20 protein-coding genes are annotated in these 22,284 nt (G+C 68.6%); 10 read left to right on the top strand and 10 right to left on the bottom strand.

Annotated features, from left to right (window positions below; genetic code table 11):
* The first annotated feature begins 68 nt into the window (after positions 1-68).
* Genes rho through AAC134_RS00510 form a run of 6 tightly spaced genes read left to right on the top strand, consistent with a single transcriptional unit; the run spans position 69 to position 6,918 of the window.
* A complete protein-coding gene (gene rho / locus AAC134_RS00535; protein ID WP_339947082.1) occupies positions 69-1,340 on the top strand; it encodes a transcription termination factor Rho in 1,272 nt (423 codons plus the stop codon).
* A 9-nt stretch (positions 1,341-1,349) separates the two neighbouring features.
* Positions 1,350-2,669, top strand: coding sequence for a tRNA uridine-5-carboxymethylaminomethyl(34) synthesis GTPase MnmE (gene mnmE / locus AAC134_RS00530; protein WP_339947081.1), 1,320 nt, complete (start codon positions 1,350-1,352; stop codon positions 2,667-2,669).
* A gap of 44 nt (positions 2,670-2,713) precedes the next feature.
* Positions 2,714-4,594, top strand: coding sequence for a tRNA uridine-5-carboxymethylaminomethyl(34) synthesis enzyme MnmG (gene mnmG, locus AAC134_RS00525; protein ID WP_339947080.1), 1,881 nt, complete (start codon positions 2,714-2,716; stop codon positions 4,592-4,594).
* The gene (rsmG, locus tag AAC134_RS00520) at positions 4,591-5,229 is read left to right on the top strand and encodes a 16S rRNA (guanine(527)-N(7))-methyltransferase RsmG (protein ID WP_339947079.1); all 639 of its coding nucleotides are present in this window, start codon (positions 4,591-4,593) and stop codon (positions 5,227-5,229) included. Before mnmG ends, rsmG begins: the two co-directional genes overlap by 4 nt.
* Complete coding sequence (locus AAC134_RS00515; protein ID WP_339947078.1) at positions 5,207-6,019, top strand: AAA family ATPase; 813 nt, start codon at positions 5,207-5,209, stop codon at positions 6,017-6,019. Before rsmG ends, AAC134_RS00515 begins: the two co-directional genes overlap by 23 nt.
* A gap of 29 nt (positions 6,020-6,048) precedes the next feature.
* On the top strand, positions 6,049-6,918 hold the full coding sequence (locus AAC134_RS00510; RefSeq protein WP_339947077.1) for a ParB/RepB/Spo0J family partition protein: 870 nt from the start codon (positions 6,049-6,051) through the stop codon (positions 6,916-6,918).
* 63 nt (positions 6,919-6,981) lie between these two features.
* On the opposite strand, the gene AAC134_RS00505 is transcribed toward AAC134_RS00510, so the two are convergent.
* The 4 genes from AAC134_RS00505 to AAC134_RS00490 form a co-directional block, all read right to left on the bottom strand.
* On the bottom strand, positions 6,982-7,995 hold the full coding sequence (locus AAC134_RS00505) for a hypothetical protein (protein WP_339947076.1): 1,014 nt from the start codon (positions 7,993-7,995) through the stop codon (positions 6,982-6,984).
* Between the two features lie 4 nt (positions 7,996-7,999).
* Positions 8,000-8,506 carry an LPS assembly lipoprotein LptE gene (gene lptE, locus AAC134_RS00500; protein ID WP_339947075.1) on the bottom strand — a complete coding sequence of 169 codons (507 nt, stop codon included), beginning with the start codon at positions 8,504-8,506 and terminating at the stop codon, positions 8,000-8,002.
* Entirely contained in the window at positions 8,493-11,069 is a 2,577-nt protein-coding gene (gene leuS / locus AAC134_RS00495; protein WP_339947074.1) for a leucine--tRNA ligase, read from the bottom strand. The genes lptE and leuS overlap by 14 nt, the downstream gene beginning before the upstream one ends.
* A gap of 137 nt (positions 11,070-11,206) precedes the next feature.
* A complete protein-coding gene (locus tag AAC134_RS00490; protein WP_339947073.1) occupies positions 11,207-11,728 on the bottom strand; it encodes a DUF3576 domain-containing protein in 522 nt (173 codons plus the stop codon).
* 451 nt (positions 11,729-12,179) lie between these two features.
* Here AAC134_RS00490 and AAC134_RS00485 point away from each other — a divergent pair, with 451 nt between their 5' ends.
* The gene (locus AAC134_RS00485; RefSeq protein WP_339947072.1) at positions 12,180-13,211 is read left to right on the top strand and encodes a porin; all 1,032 of its coding nucleotides are present in this window, start codon (positions 12,180-12,182) and stop codon (positions 13,209-13,211) included.
* 106 nt (positions 13,212-13,317) lie between these two features.
* Positions 13,318-13,968 carry a YggS family pyridoxal phosphate-dependent enzyme gene (locus tag AAC134_RS00480; protein WP_339947071.1) on the top strand — a complete coding sequence of 217 codons (651 nt, stop codon included), beginning with the start codon at positions 13,318-13,320 and terminating at the stop codon, positions 13,966-13,968.
* A gap of 8 nt (positions 13,969-13,976) precedes the next feature.
* On the opposite strand, the gene AAC134_RS00475 is transcribed toward AAC134_RS00480, so the two are convergent.
* Both AAC134_RS00475 and ribA read right to left on the bottom strand, forming a co-directional pair.
* Positions 13,977-14,459: a L,D-transpeptidase family protein gene (locus AAC134_RS00475; RefSeq protein WP_339947430.1), complete on the bottom strand. Its 483-nt coding sequence runs from the start codon at positions 14,457-14,459 to the stop codon at positions 13,977-13,979.
* Positions 14,460-14,512: 53 nt separating this feature from the next.
* Entirely contained in the window at positions 14,513-15,610 is a 1,098-nt protein-coding gene (ribA, locus tag AAC134_RS00470) for a GTP cyclohydrolase II (protein ID WP_339947070.1), read from the bottom strand.
* 193 nt (positions 15,611-15,803) lie between these two features.
* Here ribA and AAC134_RS00465 point away from each other — a divergent pair, with 193 nt between their 5' ends.
* Both AAC134_RS00465 and AAC134_RS00460 read left to right on the top strand, forming a co-directional pair.
* Positions 15,804-16,490, top strand: coding sequence for a response regulator transcription factor (locus AAC134_RS00465; RefSeq protein WP_339947069.1), 687 nt, complete (start codon positions 15,804-15,806; stop codon positions 16,488-16,490).
* A 247-nt stretch (positions 16,491-16,737) separates the two neighbouring features.
* Positions 16,738-17,514: an exodeoxyribonuclease III gene (locus tag AAC134_RS00460; RefSeq protein WP_339947068.1), complete on the top strand. Its 777-nt coding sequence runs from the start codon at positions 16,738-16,740 to the stop codon at positions 17,512-17,514.
* 43 nt (positions 17,515-17,557) lie between these two features.
* Here the strand turns inward: AAC134_RS00460 and AAC134_RS00455 are convergent, their stop codons facing one another.
* From AAC134_RS00455 to AAC134_RS00440, 4 genes are all read right to left on the bottom strand, one after another.
* Entirely contained in the window at positions 17,558-18,169 is a 612-nt protein-coding gene (locus AAC134_RS00455) for an outer membrane lipoprotein carrier protein LolA (RefSeq protein ID WP_339947067.1), read from the bottom strand.
* Between the two features lie 182 nt (positions 18,170-18,351).
* Positions 18,352-20,562, bottom strand: coding sequence for a 3-hydroxyacyl-CoA dehydrogenase NAD-binding domain-containing protein (locus tag AAC134_RS00450; RefSeq protein WP_339947066.1), 2,211 nt, complete (start codon positions 20,560-20,562; stop codon positions 18,352-18,354).
* 2 nt (positions 20,563-20,564) lie between these two features.
* The gene (locus AAC134_RS00445; RefSeq protein WP_339947065.1) at positions 20,565-21,041 is read right to left on the bottom strand and encodes a cupin domain-containing protein; all 477 of its coding nucleotides are present in this window, start codon (positions 21,039-21,041) and stop codon (positions 20,565-20,567) included.
* A 4-nt stretch (positions 21,042-21,045) separates the two neighbouring features.
* Positions 21,046-22,257 (bottom strand): acetyl-CoA C-acetyltransferase, encoded by a 1,212-nt coding sequence (locus tag AAC134_RS00440; protein ID WP_339947064.1) that lies wholly within the window; start codon positions 22,255-22,257, stop codon positions 21,046-21,048.
* Between the last annotated feature and the right edge of the window lie 27 nt (positions 22,258-22,284).

Below are 22,284 nucleotides of genomic sequence, written 5' to 3'. Positions count from 1 at the left end.
GCCCGCACCCCTCCCCTATCCCGCCGGCACCCTCCTTTGTTCGATCAGCGGGCTCACACAGGCGCCAGATGGACATCTCAGAACTGAAGCTCGCCGAGCTAAAGGCGAAGTCGCCGACCGCATTGCTCACCTTCGCGGAAGAGCTGGAGGTGGAGGGCGCCTCCACCCTGCGCCGCCAGGACATGATGTTCGCCATCCTCAAGGAACTGGCGGACCGCGATGTGGAGATCTCGGGCGACGGCGTTCTCGAGGTGCTTCAGGACGGCTTCGGTTTCCTTCGCAGCCCCGAAGCGAACTACCTTCCCGGTCCCGACGACATCTATGTCTCGCCCAACCAGATCCGGAAGTTCGCGCTGCGCACCGGCGACACGGTCGAGGGGCTGATCCGCGCGCCGAAAGAGGGCGAGCGCTACTTCGCCATCGTGAAGGTCAACAAGCTCAATTTCGATGAGCCTGAAGCGGCCCGCCACAAGGTCCACTTCGACAACCTGACGCCGCTGTATCCCGATCAGCGGCTGAAGATGGAGATCGAAGATCCCACCATCAAGGACAAGACGGCGCGGGTCATCGACCTGGTCAGCCCGATCGGCAAGGGCCAGCGCTGCCTGATCGTGGCGCCGCCGCGCACCGGCAAGACGGTGATCCTGCAGAACATCGCCAACTCGATCGAGAAGAACCACCCCGAGGTCTACCTGATCGTGCTGCTCATCGACGAGCGGCCGGAGGAGGTCACGGACATGCAGCGCTCGGTCAAGGGCGAGGTCGTGGCCTCGACCTTCGATGAGCCCGCGACGCGCCACGTGGCGGTGTCCGAGATGGTGATCGAGAAGGCCAAGCGCCTGACCGAACACGGGCGCGACGTGGTGATCCTGCTGGACTCGATCACCCGTCTGGGTCGCGCCTACAACACCGTGGTTCCGTCCTCGGGCAAGGTGCTGACCGGCGGCGTCGACGCCAACGCCCTGCAGCGCCCCAAGCGCTTCTTCGGCGCGGCGCGCAACATCGAGGAAGGCGGCTCGCTGACGATCATCGCCACTGCGCTGATCGACACCGGCAGCCGCATGGACGAGGTGATCTTCGAGGAGTTCAAGGGCACCGGCAACTCCGAGATCGTGCTCGACCGCAAGGTTTCCGACAAGCGCGTCTACCCCGCGATCGATATCCTCAAGTCGGGCACCCGCAAGGAGGATCTGCTGGTCGAGAAGTCGGAGCTGGCCAAAGTCTTCGTGCTGCGCCGCATCCTCAACCCGATGGGCCCGGCCGACGCGATCGAGTTCCTGCTCGGGAAACTGAAGCAGACCAAGACGAACTCCGAGTTCTTCGACTCGATGAACGCCTGACGGGGGCTCATGCCCCCCGCAGCTCCTCCTCGCGACACGATCTTTGCCTTGGCCACCGGCCGGGGCCGGGCGGCCATCGCGGTGATCCGGGTTTCGGGTCCGTCCGCCGATGCCGCCCTGCTCGCCCTGGTCGGCGACCTCCCCGAACCCCGCCGTGCTGCGCTTCGCGATTTTCGCGTCGGTGGCGAGCTGCTCGACCAGGCTCTGGTGATCCGCTTTGCCTCGGGCGCCTCGTTCACCGGCGAAGAGTCGTTTGAGATCCAGGGGCATGGCGGGCCGGCTACGGTTTCCGCTTTGCTCGCGGCGTTGAATGCCCTGCCCGGTCTGCGCCTGGCCGAACCAGGAGAATTCACCCGACGCGCCCTTGAGGCCGGGCGGATCGATTTGCTGGAGGCCGAGGGCCTTGCGGATCTGGTCGGCGCGGAGACCGAAGCCCAGCGTCGCCAGGCGCTACGCTCAATGCGCGGCGCCTTGGGGGACTCGGCTGCCGCATGGAGAAGCCACCTGATACGCGCCCGCGCGTTGGTCGAGGCGGTGATGGACTTCGCCGATGAAGAGGTCCCCCAGGATGTCACTCCGGAAGTCCTTTCGCTGATCGCCTCCGTCGAGGCTGAGATCACATCGGCCTTGGCCGGCGCCGCCGCTGCCGAGCGTATCCGGGACGGGTTCGAGGTCGCGTTGATCGGCGCCCCGAACGCGGGAAAATCCACGCTGCTCAATGCTCTGGCGCGGAGAGACGCGGCCCTCACCTCAGAGATCGCCGGAACGACCCGGGATGTGATCGAGGTTCATGTGGACCTTGCCGGCCTGCCGGTCACGCTTCTGGATACGGCCGGACTCCGGGACACAAGCGATCCTATCGAGGCGATGGGCGTCGCCCGTGCTCGCCAGAGGGCGGAGGACGCCGACCTTCGGGTATATCTCAGGCCACCGGATGGCGTGGATCCGCCCGCCGGGCTCCTTCAGGTCGACGACCTGTGGGTCGACAGCAAGGCCGATCTCCTGCCCTCGAAGACTGCGGGGCCATTGCGGATTTCTGCGACCAGTGGCGAGGGACTCGACGAGCTCACCGCAGCGATAGGCGCGCGGCTGGCGGCGAGGGCTGCCGGCGCCTCCGCTGTTGTTCGGGCGCGCCATCGGCGTGCGCTTGAGGAGGGTCTCGCCCATCTCTCCACCGCGTCCGTCTGGCTGTCGCGAGGCGAAGAGGCGCTCGACATCGCGGCTGAAGAACTCCGGCTCGCCACACGCGCGCTCGAGACGCTGCTCGGCCGGGTTGATGCGGAGCGCGTTCTGGACGATATCTTTGCCGAGTTCTGCCTCGGCAAGTGAGTCCGCAAGGCGGCCCTTTCCGAACCCCTCCGGGAGCGTTTCACGTGAAACACCGCTTCGACGTCATCGTGATCGGCGGCGGCCATGCCGGCGCCGAGGCCGCAGACGCTGCGGCCCGAACCGGCGCTGCAACGGTGCTGATCACTCACGATCTCGCTCGAATTGGCGAGATGTCCTGCAATCCGGCGATCGGCGGTCTTGGCAAGGGTCACCTCGTGCGCGAGATCGATGCCCTGGACGGAGTGATGGGTCGCGCGGCCGATGCCGCGGGCATCCAGTTTCGACTTTTGAATCGACGGAAGGGACCCGCCGTCCAGGGCCCTCGGGCCCAGTGCGACCGACGCCTCTATCGCAGCGCAGTGCGCCAAGCCCTTGATGCCCGGGAGAATCTTTCGCTGTTGTCCGGCGAGGTCATCGATCTTCTCCTCGAAGGCGATCGGATATCGGGCGTTGTCTTGTCAGACGGATCGAGAGTCCTTGGTAGGACGGTCGTGCTGACAACCGGCACGTTCCTGCGCGGCGTGATCCACATCGGCGATCGACGTATCGAGGGGGGGCGCATGGGCGACAACGCCTCGGTCCGCCTGGCCGAGCGGATCGATGATTTCGCCTTGCCGCTTGGCCGTCTGAAGACAGGGACGCCCCCGCGGCTTGATGGGCGCACGATTGACTGGGGGCAATTGGAGGCGCAGCCAGGCGATGACTCGCCGGAGCTGTTCTCGTTCCTCTCGCGTGGACCTCTGGCCCGGCAAGTCCCCTGCCATATCACGCGCACGACCGAGCGGACCCACGAGATCATCCGGGAGAACCTGTCCCGTTCGGCAATGTATGGCGGCAGGATCGAAGGCGTTGGACCGCGGTACTGCCCATCGATCGAGGACAAGGTTGTCCGGTTTGCCGAGAAGACCTCTCATCAGGTCTTTCTGGAACCTGAAGGGCTTGACGACACAACGATATACCCCAACGGCATCTCCACCTCGCTGCCGGAGGATGTCCAGGAGGCGTATGTCAGGTCGATCCCGGGTCTTGAGCGGGTCGAGATCCTTCAGCCGGGCTACGCCATCGAATACGACTACGTTGACCCCCGCGCGCTGACATCTTCGCTGGCTGTGAAGAGTGTCGCCGGGTTGTTCCTCGCGGGTCAGATCAACGGAACGACCGGCTATGAGGAGGCGGCCGCGCAGGGTCTGGTTGCTGGGCTGAACGCGGCCCGATCTGCTGCTGGGGAACCTTCGGTCGTCTTTGACCGAGCCGAGGGGTACCTTGGCGTGATGATCGACGATCTGGTTACTCGGGGGGTTGCGGAGCCCTATCGGATGTTCACCTCCCGCGCCGAATACCGCCTGACTCTTCGCGCCGACAACGCAGATCAGCGACTTACGCCCAAGGGGATGGCGTTGGGGTGTGTCGGCGCCTCGCGAGCAGAGGCCTTCAGGGTGAAGGCGGAAGCGCTGGAACATGGGCGATCGGTTGGCGAGTCGTTGATGTTGACGCCGACAGAAGCGCGGAGCTGGTCCATTGCCGTGTCCCAGGATGGTCAACGTCGTAGTGCGTTGGAATTGCTGGCTTATGGCGAGGAGACGTTGGGTTCGTTGGCCCGCATCTGGCCGGCGCTCTCCGATATCCCTGGGGATATCGCTCGCCAGATCGAGATCGATGCGCGCTATGCGCGCTATGAGGAGCGGCAGGCGAGGGACATCGCAGAGCTTCGGCGGGAGGACGCTCTGACCCTGCCATCGGATATGGAGTTCGGTGCGATCGCGGGCCTGTCCAACGAGCTACGCGCGAAGCTGGCGCGCGCTCGACCGGCAACTTTGGGCCAGGCGGGGCGGATCGAGGGCATGACGCCGGCAGCCCTGACGCTTCTGATGATTCATGCCCGCCGGTCAGGACGAGACGAATCCAATCGGGTGGCAAAGGCATGACCGAGGCCGAGACCGCCCTCGCCCCCTACGGTGTTTCACGTGAAACACGCGAACGGCTGGCGATCCTCGCCGCGCTTCTGGCGAAGTGGAACCCGAAAATCAATCTGGTGGCGCGGGGGACTGTCGAGGCGGTCTGGACCCGGCATATCGCGGACTCGGCGCAGCTCTTCGATCTCGCGCCGCCGGAGGCCCGGACATGGATCGACCTCGGGTCGGGAGCAGGGTTCCCGGGACTGGTGATCGGGGCCATGGCGGCGGAGCGAAATCCGTCACTGGACCTGGCGCTGGTTGAAAGCGACGTCCGAAAATGCGCCTTTCTCAGCACCGCGGCCGGCGAAATGGGGCTGAAAATGAGTATCTTGCCCTCCCGGATCGAGGCCGTGACGCCGGGCGTCCGCGACGTCATCTCTGCGCGCGCGCTCGCCTCGCTCGACAAACTGCTCGGCTTTGCCGAGAGGTTGGCCGGTCCGGACACGATTTGTCTGTTTCCCAAGGGCGCAGGCGCCGGTGACGAATTGACCGCGACCGCTCGGAGTTGGCATATTCGACACCGCGCTCACCCCTCCAGGACGGACCCAGACGCCGTCATTCTGGAGATACAGGAGTTCTCGCGTGGCCCCCTCCACCGGACCTGACGGCGCTCGCCGCCGCATCCTTGCCGTCGCCAACCAGAAGGGCGGCGTCGGAAAGACGACCACCACGATCAACCTTGCCGCCGCGCTGGCGGAACAGGGCCGGCGCGTGCTGATCGTCGACCTGGATCCACAGGGCAACGCCTCGACGGGGCTGGGGATCGAGAGCGCCCGTCGCGCGCGCAACTCCTACGATCTTCTGGTCGGCCAGGCGGAGGCGAGCGGCCTTGTCCAGGCGACTGCGCAGGCCAATCTAGGCGTTATTCCTGCGACGGGGGATCTGGCCTCGGCGGATGTCGAGCTGGTCAACGATCCGGCGCGGGCGCGGCGGCTGCAGCGGTCGCTGCGCGATCCGAAGCTGCTGGCCAATTGGGACTATATCGTCATCGACTGCCCCCCTTCGCTGAACCTGCTGACGGTCAACGCGATGGCTGCGGCGGATGCGGTTCTGGTCCCGCTGCAGTGCGAGTTCTTCGCGATGGAGGGGCTGAGCCAGCTTCTGACGACCATCAAGGAAATCCGCCGCAGCCTGAACCCCAGCCTGGCGATCGAGGGCGTGATCCTGACCATGTACGACCGGCGCAACAACCTCTCGGATCTGGTGGCGCGGGACGTGAGGGCGAATCTAGGCGACGTGGTGTATCGCACGGTGATCCCGCGCAACGTGCGGCTCAGCGAGGCGCCGAGCTATGCGGTGCCCGCGATCGTCTATGACTCGAATTCGACCGGGAGCCTCGCCTACAGGGCCCTCGCGCGGGAGCTGCTTGAGCGTGGCGCGCGGGCCGCGGCTTGAGAGAACCTGTTGACGGTAAAGGAAAAATCATGAAGCGACAGCAGGGCAGAGGTTTGGGGCGCGGCCTGTCCGCGCTGATGGGCGACCTCGAGGAGGCGCAGAGCGAAGCCGGCGCCAGGGCCGCGGCCGAGGCCATTGCGATCGATCTGATCCGTCCGAACCCCGACCAGCCTCGTCGCCGCTTCGGCGAGGAGGAGATCGAGGAGCTTGCCGCGTCGATCCGCGAGCATGGGGTGATCCAGCCCCTGATCCTGCGTCCGCACCCCTCCGGCGAGGGCTTCGAGATCGTGGCGGGCGAGCGTCGCTGGCGTGCCGCGCAGCGCGCCCAGCTGCATGAGCTTCCGGCGGTGGTTCGTGAGCTGGACGACGCGACGGTGCTGGAATTCGCCATCGTCGAGAACATCCAGCGCTCGGACCTGACCCCGGTCGAGGAGGCGCGCGGCTACTCCCGTCTGATCGACGAGTTCAACCATACGCAGGAGCGCCTCGGCGTCATCGTGGGCAAGTCGCGCAGCCATATCGCCAACGCGCTGCGGCTGCTGACGTTGCCCGTCTCGGTGCTCAAGCACCTGGAGGAGGGGCGGCTCAGCGCCGGTCACGCGCGGGCGCTGGTGGTGGCCGACGATGCCGCCGCGCTGGCCGAGCAGGTGATCCGCCGCGGTCTGTCGGTGCGCGAGACGGAGGCGCTCGTGCGCAACGCCAAGTCCGCTCCGCCCGCGCTAAAGGGGCCCGCGACGCCTCGCAAGGATGCGGACACGGTGGCGCTCGAGGCGGATCTTTCGGCAAACCTCGGGATGAAGGTGCGGATCGACCACAAGGGCGAGAAGGGCGGGGAGATCCGGATTTCCTACGCAGACCTCGATCAGCTGGACAAGATCTGCCAGGCGATCACGAACTGAAGCCGATCCCCAGGGAAACCAAGCCGCCTCGGGTCTCGCCCGGGGCGGTTTCGTTTTCGACGTTCAGCGCAGGGTGCTGAGGCGCACCACAAGGCGCTCCACCAGGGCGCGTTCAGGGATCTCGTTGGTCGCGCGAAGCGACAGTTCAGAGTCGAGGATGTGCTCCAGCGCGCGTTCCAGCGCCACGCCCTTCCATTGCCGGGAGGCGCGGGCAAGCGCATCGCGCCGAGGGCCGAAGATCGGCGGACGCATCCGCGCCAGCGCCGCCTCGGGTCCGTCGGGAGCGGCGGCGAGCGCGTGCAACTGGCGGAAGGCGCGGCCGAGCGCCATGGCGACACCGCCCGGCCCGCCGCCCTTGCCGGCGACGCGGGCGTAGGCGGCCAGCGCCTCGACCGGACGGCGGGCGACGGTGGCGTCGGCCACGGCGTCCGCGTCCCCCTCGACGGCCGCCGGCAGCAGGGCCTGGACCTCTGCGGCCTCCAGCGGGACAGGCGCCTTGATCGCATAGAGCGCGAGGGTCGAGATCACGCCCCGCACCTCCGCCGCCTCGGCGATCGCGGCGAAGGCCACAAGCGCGTCCATCGCGGCGGGCGAAAGGGGCGGGTTGCCGACGTCCGTCAGCAGCGCCGCGATGCCCTCGGCGTCCAGCGCCCGCGGGTAGACGGCGAGCGCGGCGAGATTCGGCGCATCCTCGAACAGTTTGCGCAGCTTGGACCGGGCGTTGAGCCGGCCCGCGGTGACGATCAGCCGGCCGGTGTCGGACTGCAGCCCCTCGCAGGCGATGCGCATCGCTTCGGCAGAGCCGTCTGCGGCGCCCTCGACCAGCACCACCGGCTGGCCGCCGAACAGCCCGCCCGCGCGCAGAGCGTCGGTCAGCGAGGCGGGGTAGCGGCGGGCCTCGTCGGCGGTCATGCGGGTGATCTCGGCGCCCTCGCCCGCGGCCTTCAGCACGGCCTGGGACAGGCGCAGGCGCAGCTGGTCGACCTCGAGCGCGTCGTCGCCGAAGATCAGCAGGCCCGTGGCCCGCGAATCCGGCCGGTCGGCATAGGCGCGGACGCGGGCGGCGGGGACCTTCATCGTGTCAGCCCTCGCGCGCCTCGAGCTCGGCGACGAGGCGGGTCCAGATCCGCTCGCCCAGCTCCTTGGCCACGCGCGCCTCGGAATCGCGGCGCGCCTGGCGCGTGGCGAACAGCGAGGCGGTGGCGGAATAGGCCGTCATGCCCTCGGACACGCCCTCGATGGGGCGGAAGCCCTCGGGGCCGGTCAGCGCCCAGCGTGAGGTCCCGGTGATCACGTAGCGGGTGATCGAGCTGTCCTGGGTGATGGCGAGGCCCGAGTCGACCATCACGAGGTCTGCGGTCAGAAGGTAGGCGGGCGCCGCGCCGGGGCGGCCGAGGCGGCTTTCCAGCGTCTCGCGCAGGGCGAAGCCGAGGCGGCCCTCGGGGACCGATAGGCTCACGGCGTTGCGCAGGGCGCGCTGCTCTGTTCCCGCCTTCAGCGCCGGGCGGAAGCCGCAGGCCGAGAGGGCGAGCGCGGCGCCGCCCGTCAGGCCGGCGCGCAGCAGGGCGCGGCGATCAGGCGACCACATTCACGATCCGCCCGGGCACGACGATGACCTTGCGGGGGCCATTCTCGCCGAGATGTTTCTGAACCGACTCCTCGGCCAGCGCCATCGCCTCGATCGACTCCTTGCTGGCGTCCGTGGCGACGCGAATCTCGGCCCGGCGCTTGCCGTTGACCTGCACGGGCATCAGCACCGTGTCGTCCACCAGCAGCGCGGGATCGGCCACGGGCCAGGGCGCGCCGGTCAGCAGCGTGGTCTCGCCCAGCGAGGACCACAGCTCCTCGGCGAAGTGGGGGACGAAGGGCGACATCAGGCGGGCGAGGATCCCGTAGGCCTCGCGCAGCGCCAGCGGCATGTCGGGCGCCTCGCCGGCGCGGGCGAGCGCGCCGACCAGTTCATACAGCCGCGCGATCGACTTGTTGAAGGCAAAGCCCTCGATATCGTCGGAGACGCCCTGTACGGCCCGGTGGGCGGCCTGGCGCAGCGCCATGGCCTCCGGGGTCCACTGGGCGGGCTCGGCCGTCCCGGGGGCCGCCAGCGCGGCCTCAGAGCGAAGGCGCCAGACGCGGTGCAGGAAGCGGTTTGCGGCCTCGGCGCCGGCGGCGGTCCACTCGACGTCCCGCTCGGGCGGGCTGTCGGACATGATGAACCAGCGGGCGGTGTCGGCGCCGTATTTCTCGAAGACGTCGTCGGGGGCGACGACGTTCTTCTTGGACTTGGACATCTTGATCGAGGGGCCGACCGTCACCGGGCGGCCGTCGAGGGTGACCATGCCGCCCTCGACAGGGCGGATCTCGTCCGGGGACAGCCACTTGCCGTCGGGGCCCTGGTAGGTCTCGTGACAGACCATGCCCTGGGTGAAGAGCGCGGTGAACGGCTCGATCGCGCTCTCGGGCAGGTGGCCGGTCTTGGCCATCGCCCGGGCGAAGAAGCGGGAATAGAGCAGGTGCAGGATCGCGTGCTCGACCCCGCCGATATACTGGTCGACGTTCATCCAGTAGCGGGCGGCTTCGAGGTCCGTCGGCGTCTCGGCGCGCGGCGCGGTGAAGCGGGCGAAGTACCACGAGGAATCGACGAACGTGTCCATCGTGTCCGTCTCGCGCTTCGCGGGCTCTCCGCAGACGGGGCACGGCACGTCCCGCCAGGTGGGGTGACGCACGAGCGGGTTGCCGGGTTTGGAGATATCCACGTCGTCGGGAAGGCGAACCGGCAGATTCTCCTTCTTTTCCGGGACGGTGCCACATTTATCGCAATGAACCACCGGGATCGGGCAGCCCCAGTAGCGCTGGCGGCTGACGCCCCAGTCGCGCAGGCGATACTGCGTCTGGGCCTTGCCCCAGCCGTTCGCCTCGTAGAGCGCGAGGGTCCGGTCCATGGCCTCCTGGCAGGTCAGCTCCTCGCCCGGCTCGCCATGCCACTGCACGTAGCGAACGCGGGTGGTCTTGGGGGGGGTGAACGCCTCGGTCCCCACGCCCTCGTCCGAGTCCAGCGGCTTGAACACGTCGATCACCGGCAGGTCGTATTTGCGGGCGAAGTCGAGGTCGCGCTGGTCATGGGCGGGGCAGCCGATGACGGCGCCGGTCCCGTAGTCCATCAGCACGAAGTTCGCGACCCAGAGCGGCAGCTTCAGCGAGGGGTCGGCCGGGTGCGAGACGGTCAGCCCGGTGTCGAAGCCCAGCTTCGGCGCGGTCTGCAGCGCCTCCTCCGAGGTGCCGCCGCGGCGGCATTCGGCGATGAACTCGACCAGGGCGGGATTCGACTCGGCCAGTTTCGCGGTCAGCGGGTGGTCGGCGGCGAGCGCGGCGAAGGTCGGACCCATCATCGTGTCGGGACGGGTGGTGTAGACGGGCAGCGTCTCGAACCCCTCCGGCGCGCCGTTCACCGCGAAGTCGAAGGCGAGGCCCTTGGACAGGCCGATCCAGTTGCGCTGCATGGTGCGCACCTTCTCGGGCCACTGGTCCAGTCCGTCGATGGCGGCCAGGAGGTCGTCCGAGAAGGCGGTGATCCTGAAGAACCACTGCACCAGCTCGCGCCGCTCGACCGGGGCGCCCGAGCGCCAGCCGCGGCCGTTCTCCACCTGCTCGTTGGCCAGCACGGTCATGTCGACCGGATCCCAGTTCACCACCGACTTGCGGCGATAGACCAGGCCGGCCTCGAGAAAGTCGAGGAACAGGGCCTGCTGCTGGGCGTAATACTCGGGATCGCAGGTCGCGAACTCGCGGGTCCAGTCGAGCGACAGGCCCATGGGGGCCAGCTGCTCCTTCATGGTGGCGATGTTGGCGTAGGTCCACTCGCCGGGATGAATGCCGCGCTCCATGGCGGCGTTCTCGGCCGGCATGCCGAAGGCGTCCCAGCCCATCGGGTGCAGGACGTTGAATCCCTTGGCCATTTTATACCGCGCCACCACGTCGCCCATGACGTAGTTGCGCACATGGCCCATGTGGATCTTCCCCGAGGGATAGGGGAACATCTCCAGCACGTAGTACTTCGGCTTGTCGGGATCGACCTTCGCGCGGAACAGGTCGGCCTCGGCCCAGGCCTTGCGCCATTTCGCTTCGGCCGCGCTGTGATCGTAACGCGTGGTCATTCTGGTCCCCGGCGAAGAAGTCTTCGCGCGCCGCGGGACGCAAGGCCCCGGCGCGCAACGGTCGCGATCCGTCTAGGGCGCCGGACCGGGGTTTTCAATGCGCGCCGCCGGGCGGGGCTCCGCCCCCGCGTTGCGGCTCAGCCCTCTTCGGCCTGCAGGGCGGCCACGCGCAGCTGGCGGGCGCGGGTGAGGATGGCGTCCTCGATCCGGCGCGGAGTGGCGTCCGAGACCTCGGCCGAGGTCCACGCCCCGCCCTGGGCCTGCAGCTCGCGGTAGACGGCCACGCGCAGCGCGCCGGCCTCCAGCTTCGGGCTGTCGATGTAGACGGTGACCTTGAAGCGCTCGTCAGGGGTGGCCGCGTTGGTCGACCAGTCGGTGACGATCACGCCCGAGAACGGGTCGGTGGAGGTCAGCGGCAGGAACTCCAGCGTGTCGAGCGAGGCGCGCCACAGGTAGGCGTTCACCGGAATCGCCCCGCCCTCGAGCGCATCGTTGCCCGAGCCGCCCGAGAAGATGTCCATGATGGAGCCGTCAGGCTTGGTCCGGAAGTTCTGGGAATCGACCGGGTCGACCGGCTCCGCTGGCGGCTTGGCGTTTTCGCAGCCGGCCAGCAGCGCCGCCGCGACGACCACCGAGAGGATTCGGGCGCTGAATTTCATGCGTGTCGACCTTGGACCTGAGTCATCCGCCGTCGGACGGCGATGGGGATCTCCGCAAACGGCGCCCGCGCGGGCCCGTCCTGTTCGGCGCCAATCTGTAAACGCAGGAGGAAGGCGATGCAAAGCCAATGCAGGAACGCCCGCGGCCCGAATGCAGGAACGTCCCACGGGCGGAGGCGCGAACGCCCGCGGCCTGAATGCAGGAACGCCCGCGGGGAGAGCCCCGCGCCTGCGCATCGCCTTCAAGGCCGCCCTGCAAGCCATTGGCGGGCCGGCGACCCTCCGGCTTGTGGCCCAATTGCTACAACCCTACCGGTTGGGGATGACCGCCCGGCCAAGTCGATTGACCGGGAAGGCTGGTTGAGGTGAAACGCGATCAGGGTTCATCGGGTTCGCGCCGGTGGGCCGGACAAAGACCCGTTCCACTAAGAGCTCAACTGCGAGGGACACCATGAACAAGACGATCTTCGCGACGACCGCGCTGGCTACCGGCCTCGTCGTCACCCCTCTGCTCGCCGCCGAGGCCCCCACCGCCACCGTGCGCGGCTATGTCAACGCCGGCATGTACTACGGCGAGCTGGCCGGCACCTCCGGCGACTTCGGCGTCGAGCATGACTCGGAGATCCACTTCCGTTGGTCCGGGTCCTCCGACAACGGCCTCACCTTCAAGGGCGAGGTCGAGCTCGAGGGTTTCTCCAACGCCGACCAGATCGACGAGTACTGGACCTCGGTCTCCGGCTCCTTCGGTGACTTCCGCATCGGTGCGGACGACACCGCGGCGGAGTACATGGAGCTGGGCATCATCTACGCGCCCTACGCCAAGGTCGGCTACTACGACGCCTTCAACTACACCGGCGCCGCCAACGGGACCGACTCCAACGGCGACGACCTGGGCATCTACTACATCACCCCGGCGATCTCCGGCTTCACCGCCGCGATCTCCTTCCAGCCCGAGGGCAACACCGATGGCCTGCCCGGCCACGGCCCGAACCCGGCGTTCAAGCGCAACAACGCTTCGGGCATCGACGATGTCCTGGCCGTTGGCGCGCAGTGGATGGGTGAGTTCGACGGCGTCTCGCTCGGCATCTCGGGCGGCTACCAGACCTCGGACACCGACACCCTGGTGCCGACCAATGCCGATCCGGACACCTGGAACACCGGTGGCTACATCGGCTACGCCGGCTTCACCCTGGCGGCCTTCTACGAGGACAACGCGGGCATCGGCGGCTTCGCCACCGGCGGCTACGACGTCGCGGTCGGCGCCTCCTACGAGACCGGCCCCTGGACCTTCGCGGGCGGCTGGGCCGGCATCTTCGACACCAAGGCTGGCGGCGCCAACGACTCCGACACCTTCTCGGGCTGGGTGACCTACGCGATCGCCCCCGGCGTGACCGGCACCCTGGCCGTGGAGTACACCGAGTTCGACGCCGGCCCCGTGGACGACAACCTGATCGCCGGCGCCTACATGTCGGTCTCCTTCTGATCGACGGCGTCAGCCATCTGAAATCCGGAAAGAGCGGGCCCTGGCCCGCTCTTTTCTTTTGCGCCCTCCCGGCCTACCCATCTCCCGCACGAGGATGGAGGACGGCATGAGCCTGGACAGCGTGAAACGCCAGCTCGCGGAGACCGAGACCAGGGCGGGACGCGCGCCCGGCTCCGTCACCCTGGTGGCTGTCAGCAAGGTGCAGCCCGAGGACCGCGTGCAGGCCGTGATCGACGCCGGCCAGAGAATCTTCGGCGAGAATCGGGTGCAGGAGGCCGAGACCCGCTGGGGCCCGCGCCGCGACCTGCCGGGTCTTGAGCTCCACCTGATCGGGCCGCTTCAGACCAACAAGGTCAACAAGGCCTTCGAGCTGTTCGACGTGATCCAGTCGCTCGACCGCCCCAAGCTCGCCCGCAAGATCGCCGACGCCGCCCAGGCCCTTGGCCGCTGCCCGCGCCTCTTCGTGCAGGTGAACACCGGCGAGGAGCCGCAGAAGGCCGGCATCCATCCCGCCGACACGGACGCCTTCCTCGCCGACTGCCGAGCCATGGAGCTTTCGGTCGACGGACTGATGTGCATTCCCCCTGTCGAGGAATCGCCCGCCATGCACTTCGCCCTCCTCGCCAAGCTGGCCGAGCGCAACGGGCTCGCGGGCCTGTCGATGGGCATGAGCTCGGATTTCGAGACGGCGGTGGAGTTCGGCGCCACACATGTGCGGGTCGGCTCGGCCATCTTCGGCGAACGCGACTACGGCTGAGGGGCGCCTCAGCGCACGATCAGCCGGCTGCGCGGGGTCCAGCGCGAGAGGATCCACGCGAGGTCCCGCTCCCGGAACGCCACGCAGCCCGCCGTCCATTTCCGCGGCCGCTTCCACACATGCAGGAAGATCGCGCTGCCCGCCCCAGGCGCTGGCGGCCTCCGGTTGAAGTCGGTGACGGCGATCAGGTCATAGAGCCGGTCGGCCCGCCTCAACCGCTCCGCACTGTGGCATGAGGGCCACGAAACGCGGCGATTGTACAACGGGTCCGCTGGGTCGTCCGACCAGCCGTCCCGCGGGCCGACCGGCCGGCCCGGCAGGCCGCCCGCGGGGGGGCGGCGTCGGTCCGCCCGCCAGAACACCGATTCAATCATGTGAACGCCTTGCGGGGTGATCCCGTCGCCCTCACCGCGCTTGGCCCCGATTCCCCCGAAGCCCACCGCGCAGGGGAATCGCCGCCCGAGGAACCGCGCCTCCCACGCGGTGACCACCAGATCGCCCGGCCGGGGAACCGCGCGATGAGGCGCCGCGGCCACCCCTGCGCTCACAGCAGATGGCCGCTCTTCGAGGCCTTGGTGGCGAGGTAGGCGGCGTTCAGCGGATTCTCGCCGACCTTCAGCGGCACCCGCTCGGCGACCTGAAGGCCTGAGTTCGACATCATCCCGATCTTGCGGGGATTGTTGGTCAGCAGCCGCACCGCGCGGAAGCCCAGCCGCCGCAGGATCGTGGCGCCGATGCGAAAGTCCCGCTCGTCATCCTCGAATCCCAGGCGGTGGTTGGCCTCGACCGTGTCGAAGCCCTGATCCTGCAGCGAATAGGCCCGCATCTTGTTGGCCAGCCCGATGCCCCGCCCCTCCTGGTTGAGGTAGAGCAGCACCCCCGAACCCTCGGCCGCCATCGCCTCCATCGCCGCGCGAAGCTGGGGCCCGCAATCGCACTTCAGCGAGCCGAGCACGTCGCCCGTGAAGCAGGCCGAATGCAGCCGCGCCAGCACGGGTTCGGAGCGCTTGGGCGTGCCGATCTCGATCGCGTAATGCTCCTCCGATCCGTCGTCGGGCCGGAACACGTGCACGCGCGAGGCGGCCGAGGCCTCCAGCGGCACCCGTGCGGCCGAGACGGGACGCATGCCGATCGCTTCGGCCTCGGCCGCCAGCAGCGCGTCGGTGTCGAGAATCGACAGCCCGTTCTCCCGCGCCAGCGCCTCGGCCGCAGCGCGCGACGGCAGCGAGGCGACCAGGGCCGCGGGCAGAAGCTGCGCCTGCTTGGTCAGCCGGACGGCGGCGCGGTGCAGCCCCGCGTCGCCGTCGCGACGGGTCTGGTAAGGGCCCTTCATCGGCGCTTCCAGATCGCGCGCAGGATCGGCGGTGGCCCGCACCCGGCCGAGATCGAAATCCGGCGTCAGGATGATCCGCGCCACGTCGCCGTCATAGGCGCGCGCCTTCAGCGTCTGCGCCCGGCGCGAGGTGATCACCATGTCGGTGGGGCCGGCGCCCCGGAAATCCTCGAGCCGCTCGGCGGTCAGCGACTCGGCCGCGCCGGCGAGCACCCCGGCCCTGCCGCGCACCAGGACCACGGCCGCGCCGATGCGCAGCTCCGCCCGGATGCGGGCGGCGTTCTCCCAGATGCTCAGTTTCAGACCCATGGGGCGGCTCCGAGGTCAGCGGGCCGGCGGGGCCCCGCCCGACAGATAGGGCGCCGGGCGGGGAATTGAAACAAAGGGGCGCAAGGGCTGACGACTGCGTGAGAAACATTGCGAGCTGGTTCCCTCGGTCGTCCACCGCTCGCATCTCCGTGACAGGCCCGGACTGGACGGGCGCAGTGGAGGACAGGGGCAGATGGCGACGCTGAAGCGGATCCTGCTGGTGGACGACGATCCCGACCTGCGCGACGCGCTGGCCGATCAACTGGTGCTGACCGAGGACTACGACGTGTTCGAGGCCGAGACCGGCGGCGACGGCATCGAGAAGGCCCGCGCCAACCCCCACGACCTGGTGATTCTGGACGTGGGCCTGCCGGACATGGACGGCCGCGAGGTCTGCCGGCTGATGCGCAAGCAGGGCGTGAAGTGCCCGATCATCATGCTGACCGGTCACGCCACGGACGCGGACACGATCCTGGGCCTGGACGCCGGCGCCAACGACTACATCCCCAAGCCCTTCAAGTTCCCGGTGCTGCTGGCCCGCATCCGCGCCCAGCTGCGCCAGCATGAGCAGTCGGAAGACGCAGTCTTCGCCGTCGGTCCCTACACCTTCAAACCTGCGATGAAGATGCTGATCGATGAGGCGGAGAAGAAGATCCGGCTCACCGAAAAAGAAACCAACATCCTGAAGTACCTTTATCGCGCGAATGACGTGGTGGTGGCGCGGGATACTCTGCTGCACGAGGTCTGGGGCTACAACGCCGGCGTGACGACGCACACCCTGGAGACTCATATCTATCGACTTCGCCAGAAGATCGAACCCAACCCCTCCGAGGCCCGCCTGCTGGTCACGGAATCGGGAGGCTACCGGCTGGTGATCTGAGGGCGTCTTGAACCGCGCAAAACGGTCCCCACTTAATCGAGAACCTTGGAGGCCGCATCGCTCACGCGATCGCCGTCACCCCTCGCGGCGGAGGCCTTGGATCAAGGTGGCGCCCGGCGGAACCCCTCCCGCCGGGCGCTCGCATTTCCGAAGCATTCCAGTGACTTGAGCCGAGCCGCAGGGTTCGGGTTGCGACGCGCGCGCACGGGCTTCATGGTGCGGCTCCCGTTCGCGCCCGGAGCTGCCCATGCCTTTCACGATCTGCACCTGGAACATCAACTCGGTCCGCCTGCGCGCCCCCATCGTGCGTCGCCTGCTGGAGGAAGAGGCCCCCGACGTCCTCTGCCTGCAGGAGACCAAGTGCCCGGCCGACAAGTTCCCGCGCGAGACCTTCGCCGAGCTGGGGTGGGAGCATCTCGCGGTGCGCGGGGACAAGGGCTACAACGGCGTCGCGATCCTCTCGCGCCTGCCGCTCGAGCCGGTCGAGCACCGGGATTTCTGCCTGAAGGGCGACTCCCGCCACGTGACCGCCAGGCTGCCGGACGGGACCCAGATCCACAATCTCTACGTCCCCGCGGGCGGCGACGAGCCGGATGTGGAGAAGAACCCCAAGTTCCAGCACAAACTTGATTTCGTGGATGAAATGGCCGCCTGCTTCCGCGCGCATGCGGGGCCGGCGGTGCTGGTCGGCGACCTCAACATCGCCCCGCGCGAGGACGATGTATGGAACCACAAGCAGCTGCTGAAGATCGTCAGCCACACCCCCATAGAGACCGAGAAGCTCAACGCCGCCCAGGCCGCCGGAGGCTGGGTCGACGCGGTGCGCGAGGCGATCCCCGAGGGGCTGCTCTACAGCTGGTGGAGCTATCGGGCCAAGGACTGGGACGCGGCCGACAAGGGCCGGCGCCTGGACCATGTGTGGACCACGCCGGACCTGAAGATCCACGGCGCGCGGGTGCTGCGCGAGGCGCGCGGCTGGCAGCAGCCCTCGGACCACGCGCCGGTGTTCGCGACCCTGGGCTGAGGGGGCGCGGCCCCGGGTCAGGCCCGGGGCGCGTCCGGCCGGCTCAGCGGGGGTCGCACTCGACCCGCGCGGGCAGGAACTTGTGGATCGGGATATCCATGCCCCGGCGCACCTCGGAGAGGGCGACGGTGGTCTGCGAACCTTCGGCGTCGGTGATGATCCACTGCCGCAGCTCCAACGGATTATCGTTGAAGATCAGCGTGATCGAGCCGGAGCCCGGATCGTCGGGGTTCTGCGCCACGACGCGCATCTGGCCGGGGCGATCGTCGACCGAGGTGACGGCGCCGTTGGCGCGCAGGTCCACGTTCTCCTGCAGCAGCATGTTCAGCGGCGTCGAGGACAGGGGCGCCGTCTGCTTGGAGCAGTCGCGCATGTCGAAGACCACCACCCAGGTCCCGTCGGACATCACCAGCGCCGGGTTGGGGGGCGTATACTCGAACCGGATCTTGCCGGGGCGCGAGATGAAGAACCGCCCGTCGGAGGTCTCGCCGTTGGGCGCGATCTGCACGAAGGTGCCTTCAGCCGTCTTCAAGGCGTTGAGATACGTGGAAATTCGCGCAAGGTCCCGGCCGCTCTGCGCCTGTGCGTCAGGCGCGAACAGGGCGGCGGCGGAGAGCGCGAGGGCGGCGAGGGCTGCGATCGGGCGTCGGGTCATGTCGTCCTGATAAACCGTTTCGGGCGCGCCGCCAAACGCCGCTTTCGCACACGTCGCCACGCAACGACGAGGTAGGCGGCGAACTGGGCGATTCCGCGGCCCCGCAGGGAACAATCGCGGCGCCGGCATGTGAACCGGGCGAGAGGGCCGGGCCGGCCGCGGAGGCCGGCCCGACCGGCGCCTCAGGCCGCCTTCGCGTCGGGGGCGAAGCGGCCGTAGAAGCTTTCGCCCTTCGCGGCCATGTCGCGCAGCAGGTCGGGGGTCGAGAACCGCTCGCCGTGCTTCGCGCTCAGCGCGTCGCAGATCTCGACCGCCTTGCCGGCGCCGAGGATGTCGAGCCAGCTCAGCGGGCCGCCGGACCAAGGCATGAAGCCCCAGCCGAGGATCGCGCCCACGTCGCCCTCGCGGATGTCCATCAGCACGCCCTCTTCCAGCGCGCGGACGGCCTCGAGCACCTGGGCGAAAGCCAGGCGGTGCTGGACCTCGGTCACGTCGGGCTGGTCGTCGGCGAGCGGATATTTGCCCGCCAGACCCTCCCACAGGCCCTGCCGCTTGCCCTTCTCGTCGTAGCTGTAGAAGCCGGCCTTGGCCTTGCGGCCGACGCGGCCCTGCTCGACCATCCAGTCGATCAGGTCGTCCGAGGGGCTGTCGGGATAGGCGTCGCCCATCGCAGCCTTGGTCGCCTTGGCGATCTTCTGGCCGAGGTCCAGCGCGGTCTCGTCGACCAGCTGCAGCGGGCCCAGCGGCATGCCGAGCTGCTTGGCCGCGTTCTCGATCAGGGCGGGGTTCACGCCCTCGGTCACCATCCGCGCGCCCTCGTTGAAATAGGGGATGATGCAGCGGTTGGCATAGAAGAAGCGGGCGTCGTTGACCACGATCGGGGTCTTGCGGATCTGGCGCACGAAATCGAGCGCCTTGGCCACCGCCGCGTCGCCGGTCTTCTTGCCCTTGATGATCTCGACCAGCATCATCTTGTGCACGGGCGAGAAGAAGTGGATGCCGATGAAGGTCTCGGGATCCTTGTAGTTCTCGGCCAGCCCGGTGATCGGCAGGGTCGAGGTGTTGGAGGCGAAGATCGCCCCCTCGCCCAGATGCGCCTGCGCGGCCTCGGTCACGGTCTTCTTGACACCCGGATCCTCGAACACCGCCTCGATCACCAGGTCGCAGCCCTTCAGCGCGGCGTAGTCGCCCGTCGCGGTGACCTGGCCCAGGATGGCGGCCTTCTTGTCCTCGGTGATGCGCTTCTTCTTGAGGGAGTCATCCAGCAGGCCGGTGATGAACTCGACCCCCTTGGCGGCCGAGGCGTCGTCGCGGTCGATCAGCACGACCTCGATCCCCGCCATGGCCGAGACATAGCCGATGCCGGCCCCCATGAAGCCGCCGCCGCCGAGCACGCCCAGTTTCTTCACCCGCGCATCCGGCACGTCCTGCGGGCGCACCGCGCCCTTCTCCAGCGCCTCCTTGTTGAGGAAGAGCGAGCGGATCATGGCCCCGGAGGACGGGTTCATCAGGATGTTGGTGAACCACCGCGCCTCGATGCGCAGGGCGGTGTCGAAGTCGACCATCGCGCCCTCGTAGATCGCGGCGAGCAGCGCCTTGGGGGCGGGATAGGCCCCCTGCGTCTTGCCGTTGATCATCGCTGAGGCGCCCACGAAGGTCTCGAACCCCTGCGGGGAATAGGGCGCGCCGCCGGGCATCTTCCAGCCCTTGGCGTCCCACGGCTTCACGATGTCGGCGTCCTTGGCGGACAGCACCCAAGCCTTGGCGGCGGAGAGCAGATCGTCGGCCGGCACGACCTCGTCGACCAGGCCGGCCGCCTTCACCTTGGCGGGGGCCATCATCTTGCCTTCCAGCAGGAAGGGGGCCGAACCCATGGTGCCCAGCATGCGGCTGACCCGGGTGGCCCCGCCGGCGCCGGGGAAGATGCCGACCATGATCTCGGGCAGGCCGATCTTCGCCTTGGGGTTGTCCGCGACGAAGCGGCGGTGGCAGGCGAGGCCCAGCTCCAGCCCGATGCCGGCCGCCGTGCCCGGGCAGGCCCAGGCCACAGGCTTGCCGCCCTTGTTGGTCTTGGGGTCCATGCCCGCCCGCTCCAGCTTGCGCAGGAGCCCGTGCATCTGCATCACGCCCTCGAACAGCCCCTTGGCGGGGTTGTCCCCCGCGCTCGCCTTCATCCCGGCGAGGATGTTGAGGTCCATGCCCCCCGCGAAGTCGGCCTTCGCGGAGGTCAGGATGATCCCCTTCACCGCCTCGTCGCCGAGCGCCCTGTCGATGCAGGCGTCGAGCTGCTCGAGGCCCTCGAGCGTCATCACGTTCATCGAGCGGCCCGGCAGGTCCCAGGCGATGGTGGCGACGCCGTCGGCGTCGACGGAGTAGTGGAAGATCTCGGTCATGGTCAGTCTCCCTCGGGCGCGCCCAGCGGGCGGCCGTCCTTGCGGGTGAAGTCGCCGACGTCCGCGACGTCGCGCACCACCAGGTCGTGGTCGGAGTACCAGCAGACCTCGGTCGGGGTGCGCGTGCCGACCGCGAGGAACACGGCCGGGGCGTCGGTGCGGTTGATCAGGTGGTGCCCGTTCTCCCGGCCCCTGGGCCAGCAGAGGCAGTCGCCGGGGGCGTGCTCGGTCTCGCCCTCGTCCTCGATCAGGGTGGGGTGGCCGCTGAGCACCACGGCGAACTCGTCCTGCTCCTCGTGCCAGTGGCGGAGGCTGGAGAGGGCGCCGGGCGGCAGGGTCACGTGCTGTACGCCGAACTGGGTCAGCCCGCCCGCCACGCCCACGGCGCGCTGCCGACGGGTTCCCACCTCGACGTCATGCGGCGGGGGGTAGTCCGAGCCGATGCGCTCGGGGATGGCGGAGAGGTCGACCTTCGGCATGGGCTCAGACCCGCTCGATGATCGTGGCGGCGCCCATGCCCGACGCGACGCAGAGGGTGGCGAGCGCCGTGCCCTGGCCGGTGCGTTCCAGCTCGTCCAGCGCGGTTCCGATGATCATCGCCCCGGTGGCCCCCAGCGGGTGGCCCAGCGCGATGGCGCCGCCGTTGACGTTGACCTTGGAGTGGTCGACGTCGAAGGCCTGCATGAAGCGCAGCACCACCGAGGCGAAGGCCTCGTTCACCTCGAAGAGGTCGATGTCGGAGATCGACATCCCCGCTGCCGCCAGCGCCTTCTCGGTCGCCGGCACCGGCCCGGTGAGCATGATCGTGGGATCGGAGCCGACCTTCACCCCCGTGCGGATCTTCGCGCGCGGCTTCAGCCCCAGCTTCTCGCCGGCCTCCTTCGAGCCGATCAGGACGGCCGTGGCGCCGTCGACGATGCCCGAGGAGTTGCCGGCGTGGTGGACGTGCTCGATGCGCTCCAGCTCGGGGTATTTCAGCTTCGCGACGTTGTCGAAGCCGGGCATCATCGTGCCCATCGCCTCGAAAGCCGCGCGCAGGGCCCCCAGCGACTGCATGTCGGTGCCGGGGCGGGGGTATTCGTCCTTCGAGAGGATCGGCAGGCCGTTCTGGTCGCGCACCGTCATCACGGACTTGTCGAAGCGCCCCTCGGCCATCGCCTGGGCGGCGCGCTTCTGGGACTCGACCGCGTAGGCGTCGACGTCGTCGCGCGAGAAGCCGTATTTCGTGGCGATGATGTCCGCGCCGATGCCCTGGGGCACGAAATAGGACTGCATGGCCAGCGTCGGATCCGCCGCGATGGCCGCCCCATCCGAGCCCATCGGCACGCGGGACATCATCTCGACGCCGCCGGCCACGTAGAGGTCGCCCGCGCCGCCCTTCACCTGGTTGGCGGCGAGGTTCACCGCCTCCATGCCCGAGGCGCAGAAGCGGTTGATGGCGAGGCCCGGCGTCCGCTCGTCCCAGCCGGCGTAAAGGACCGCGGAGCGGGCGAGGCAGGCCCCCTGCTCCATCACCTGGGTGACGTTGCCCCAGATCACGTCCTCGACCAGCGTGGTGTCGAGGTCGTTGCGCCGCTTCAGCTCGTTGAGCGTCTCGGCGGAGAGGCGCACCGAGGTGACCTCGTGCAGGGCGCCGTCCTTGCGGCCCTTGCCTCGCGGCGTGCGCACGGCGTCGTAGATATAGGCTTCGGTCATCGTGGGGTCCTTTCGCGGCCTGTCGTC

It is taken from the genome of uncultured Albimonas sp. (genome assembly GCF_963977235.1).
GTDB lineage: Bacteria > Pseudomonadota > Alphaproteobacteria > Rhodobacterales > Rhodobacteraceae > Albimonas.
This window is presented reverse-complemented; position numbering and strand designations above follow the sequence as displayed.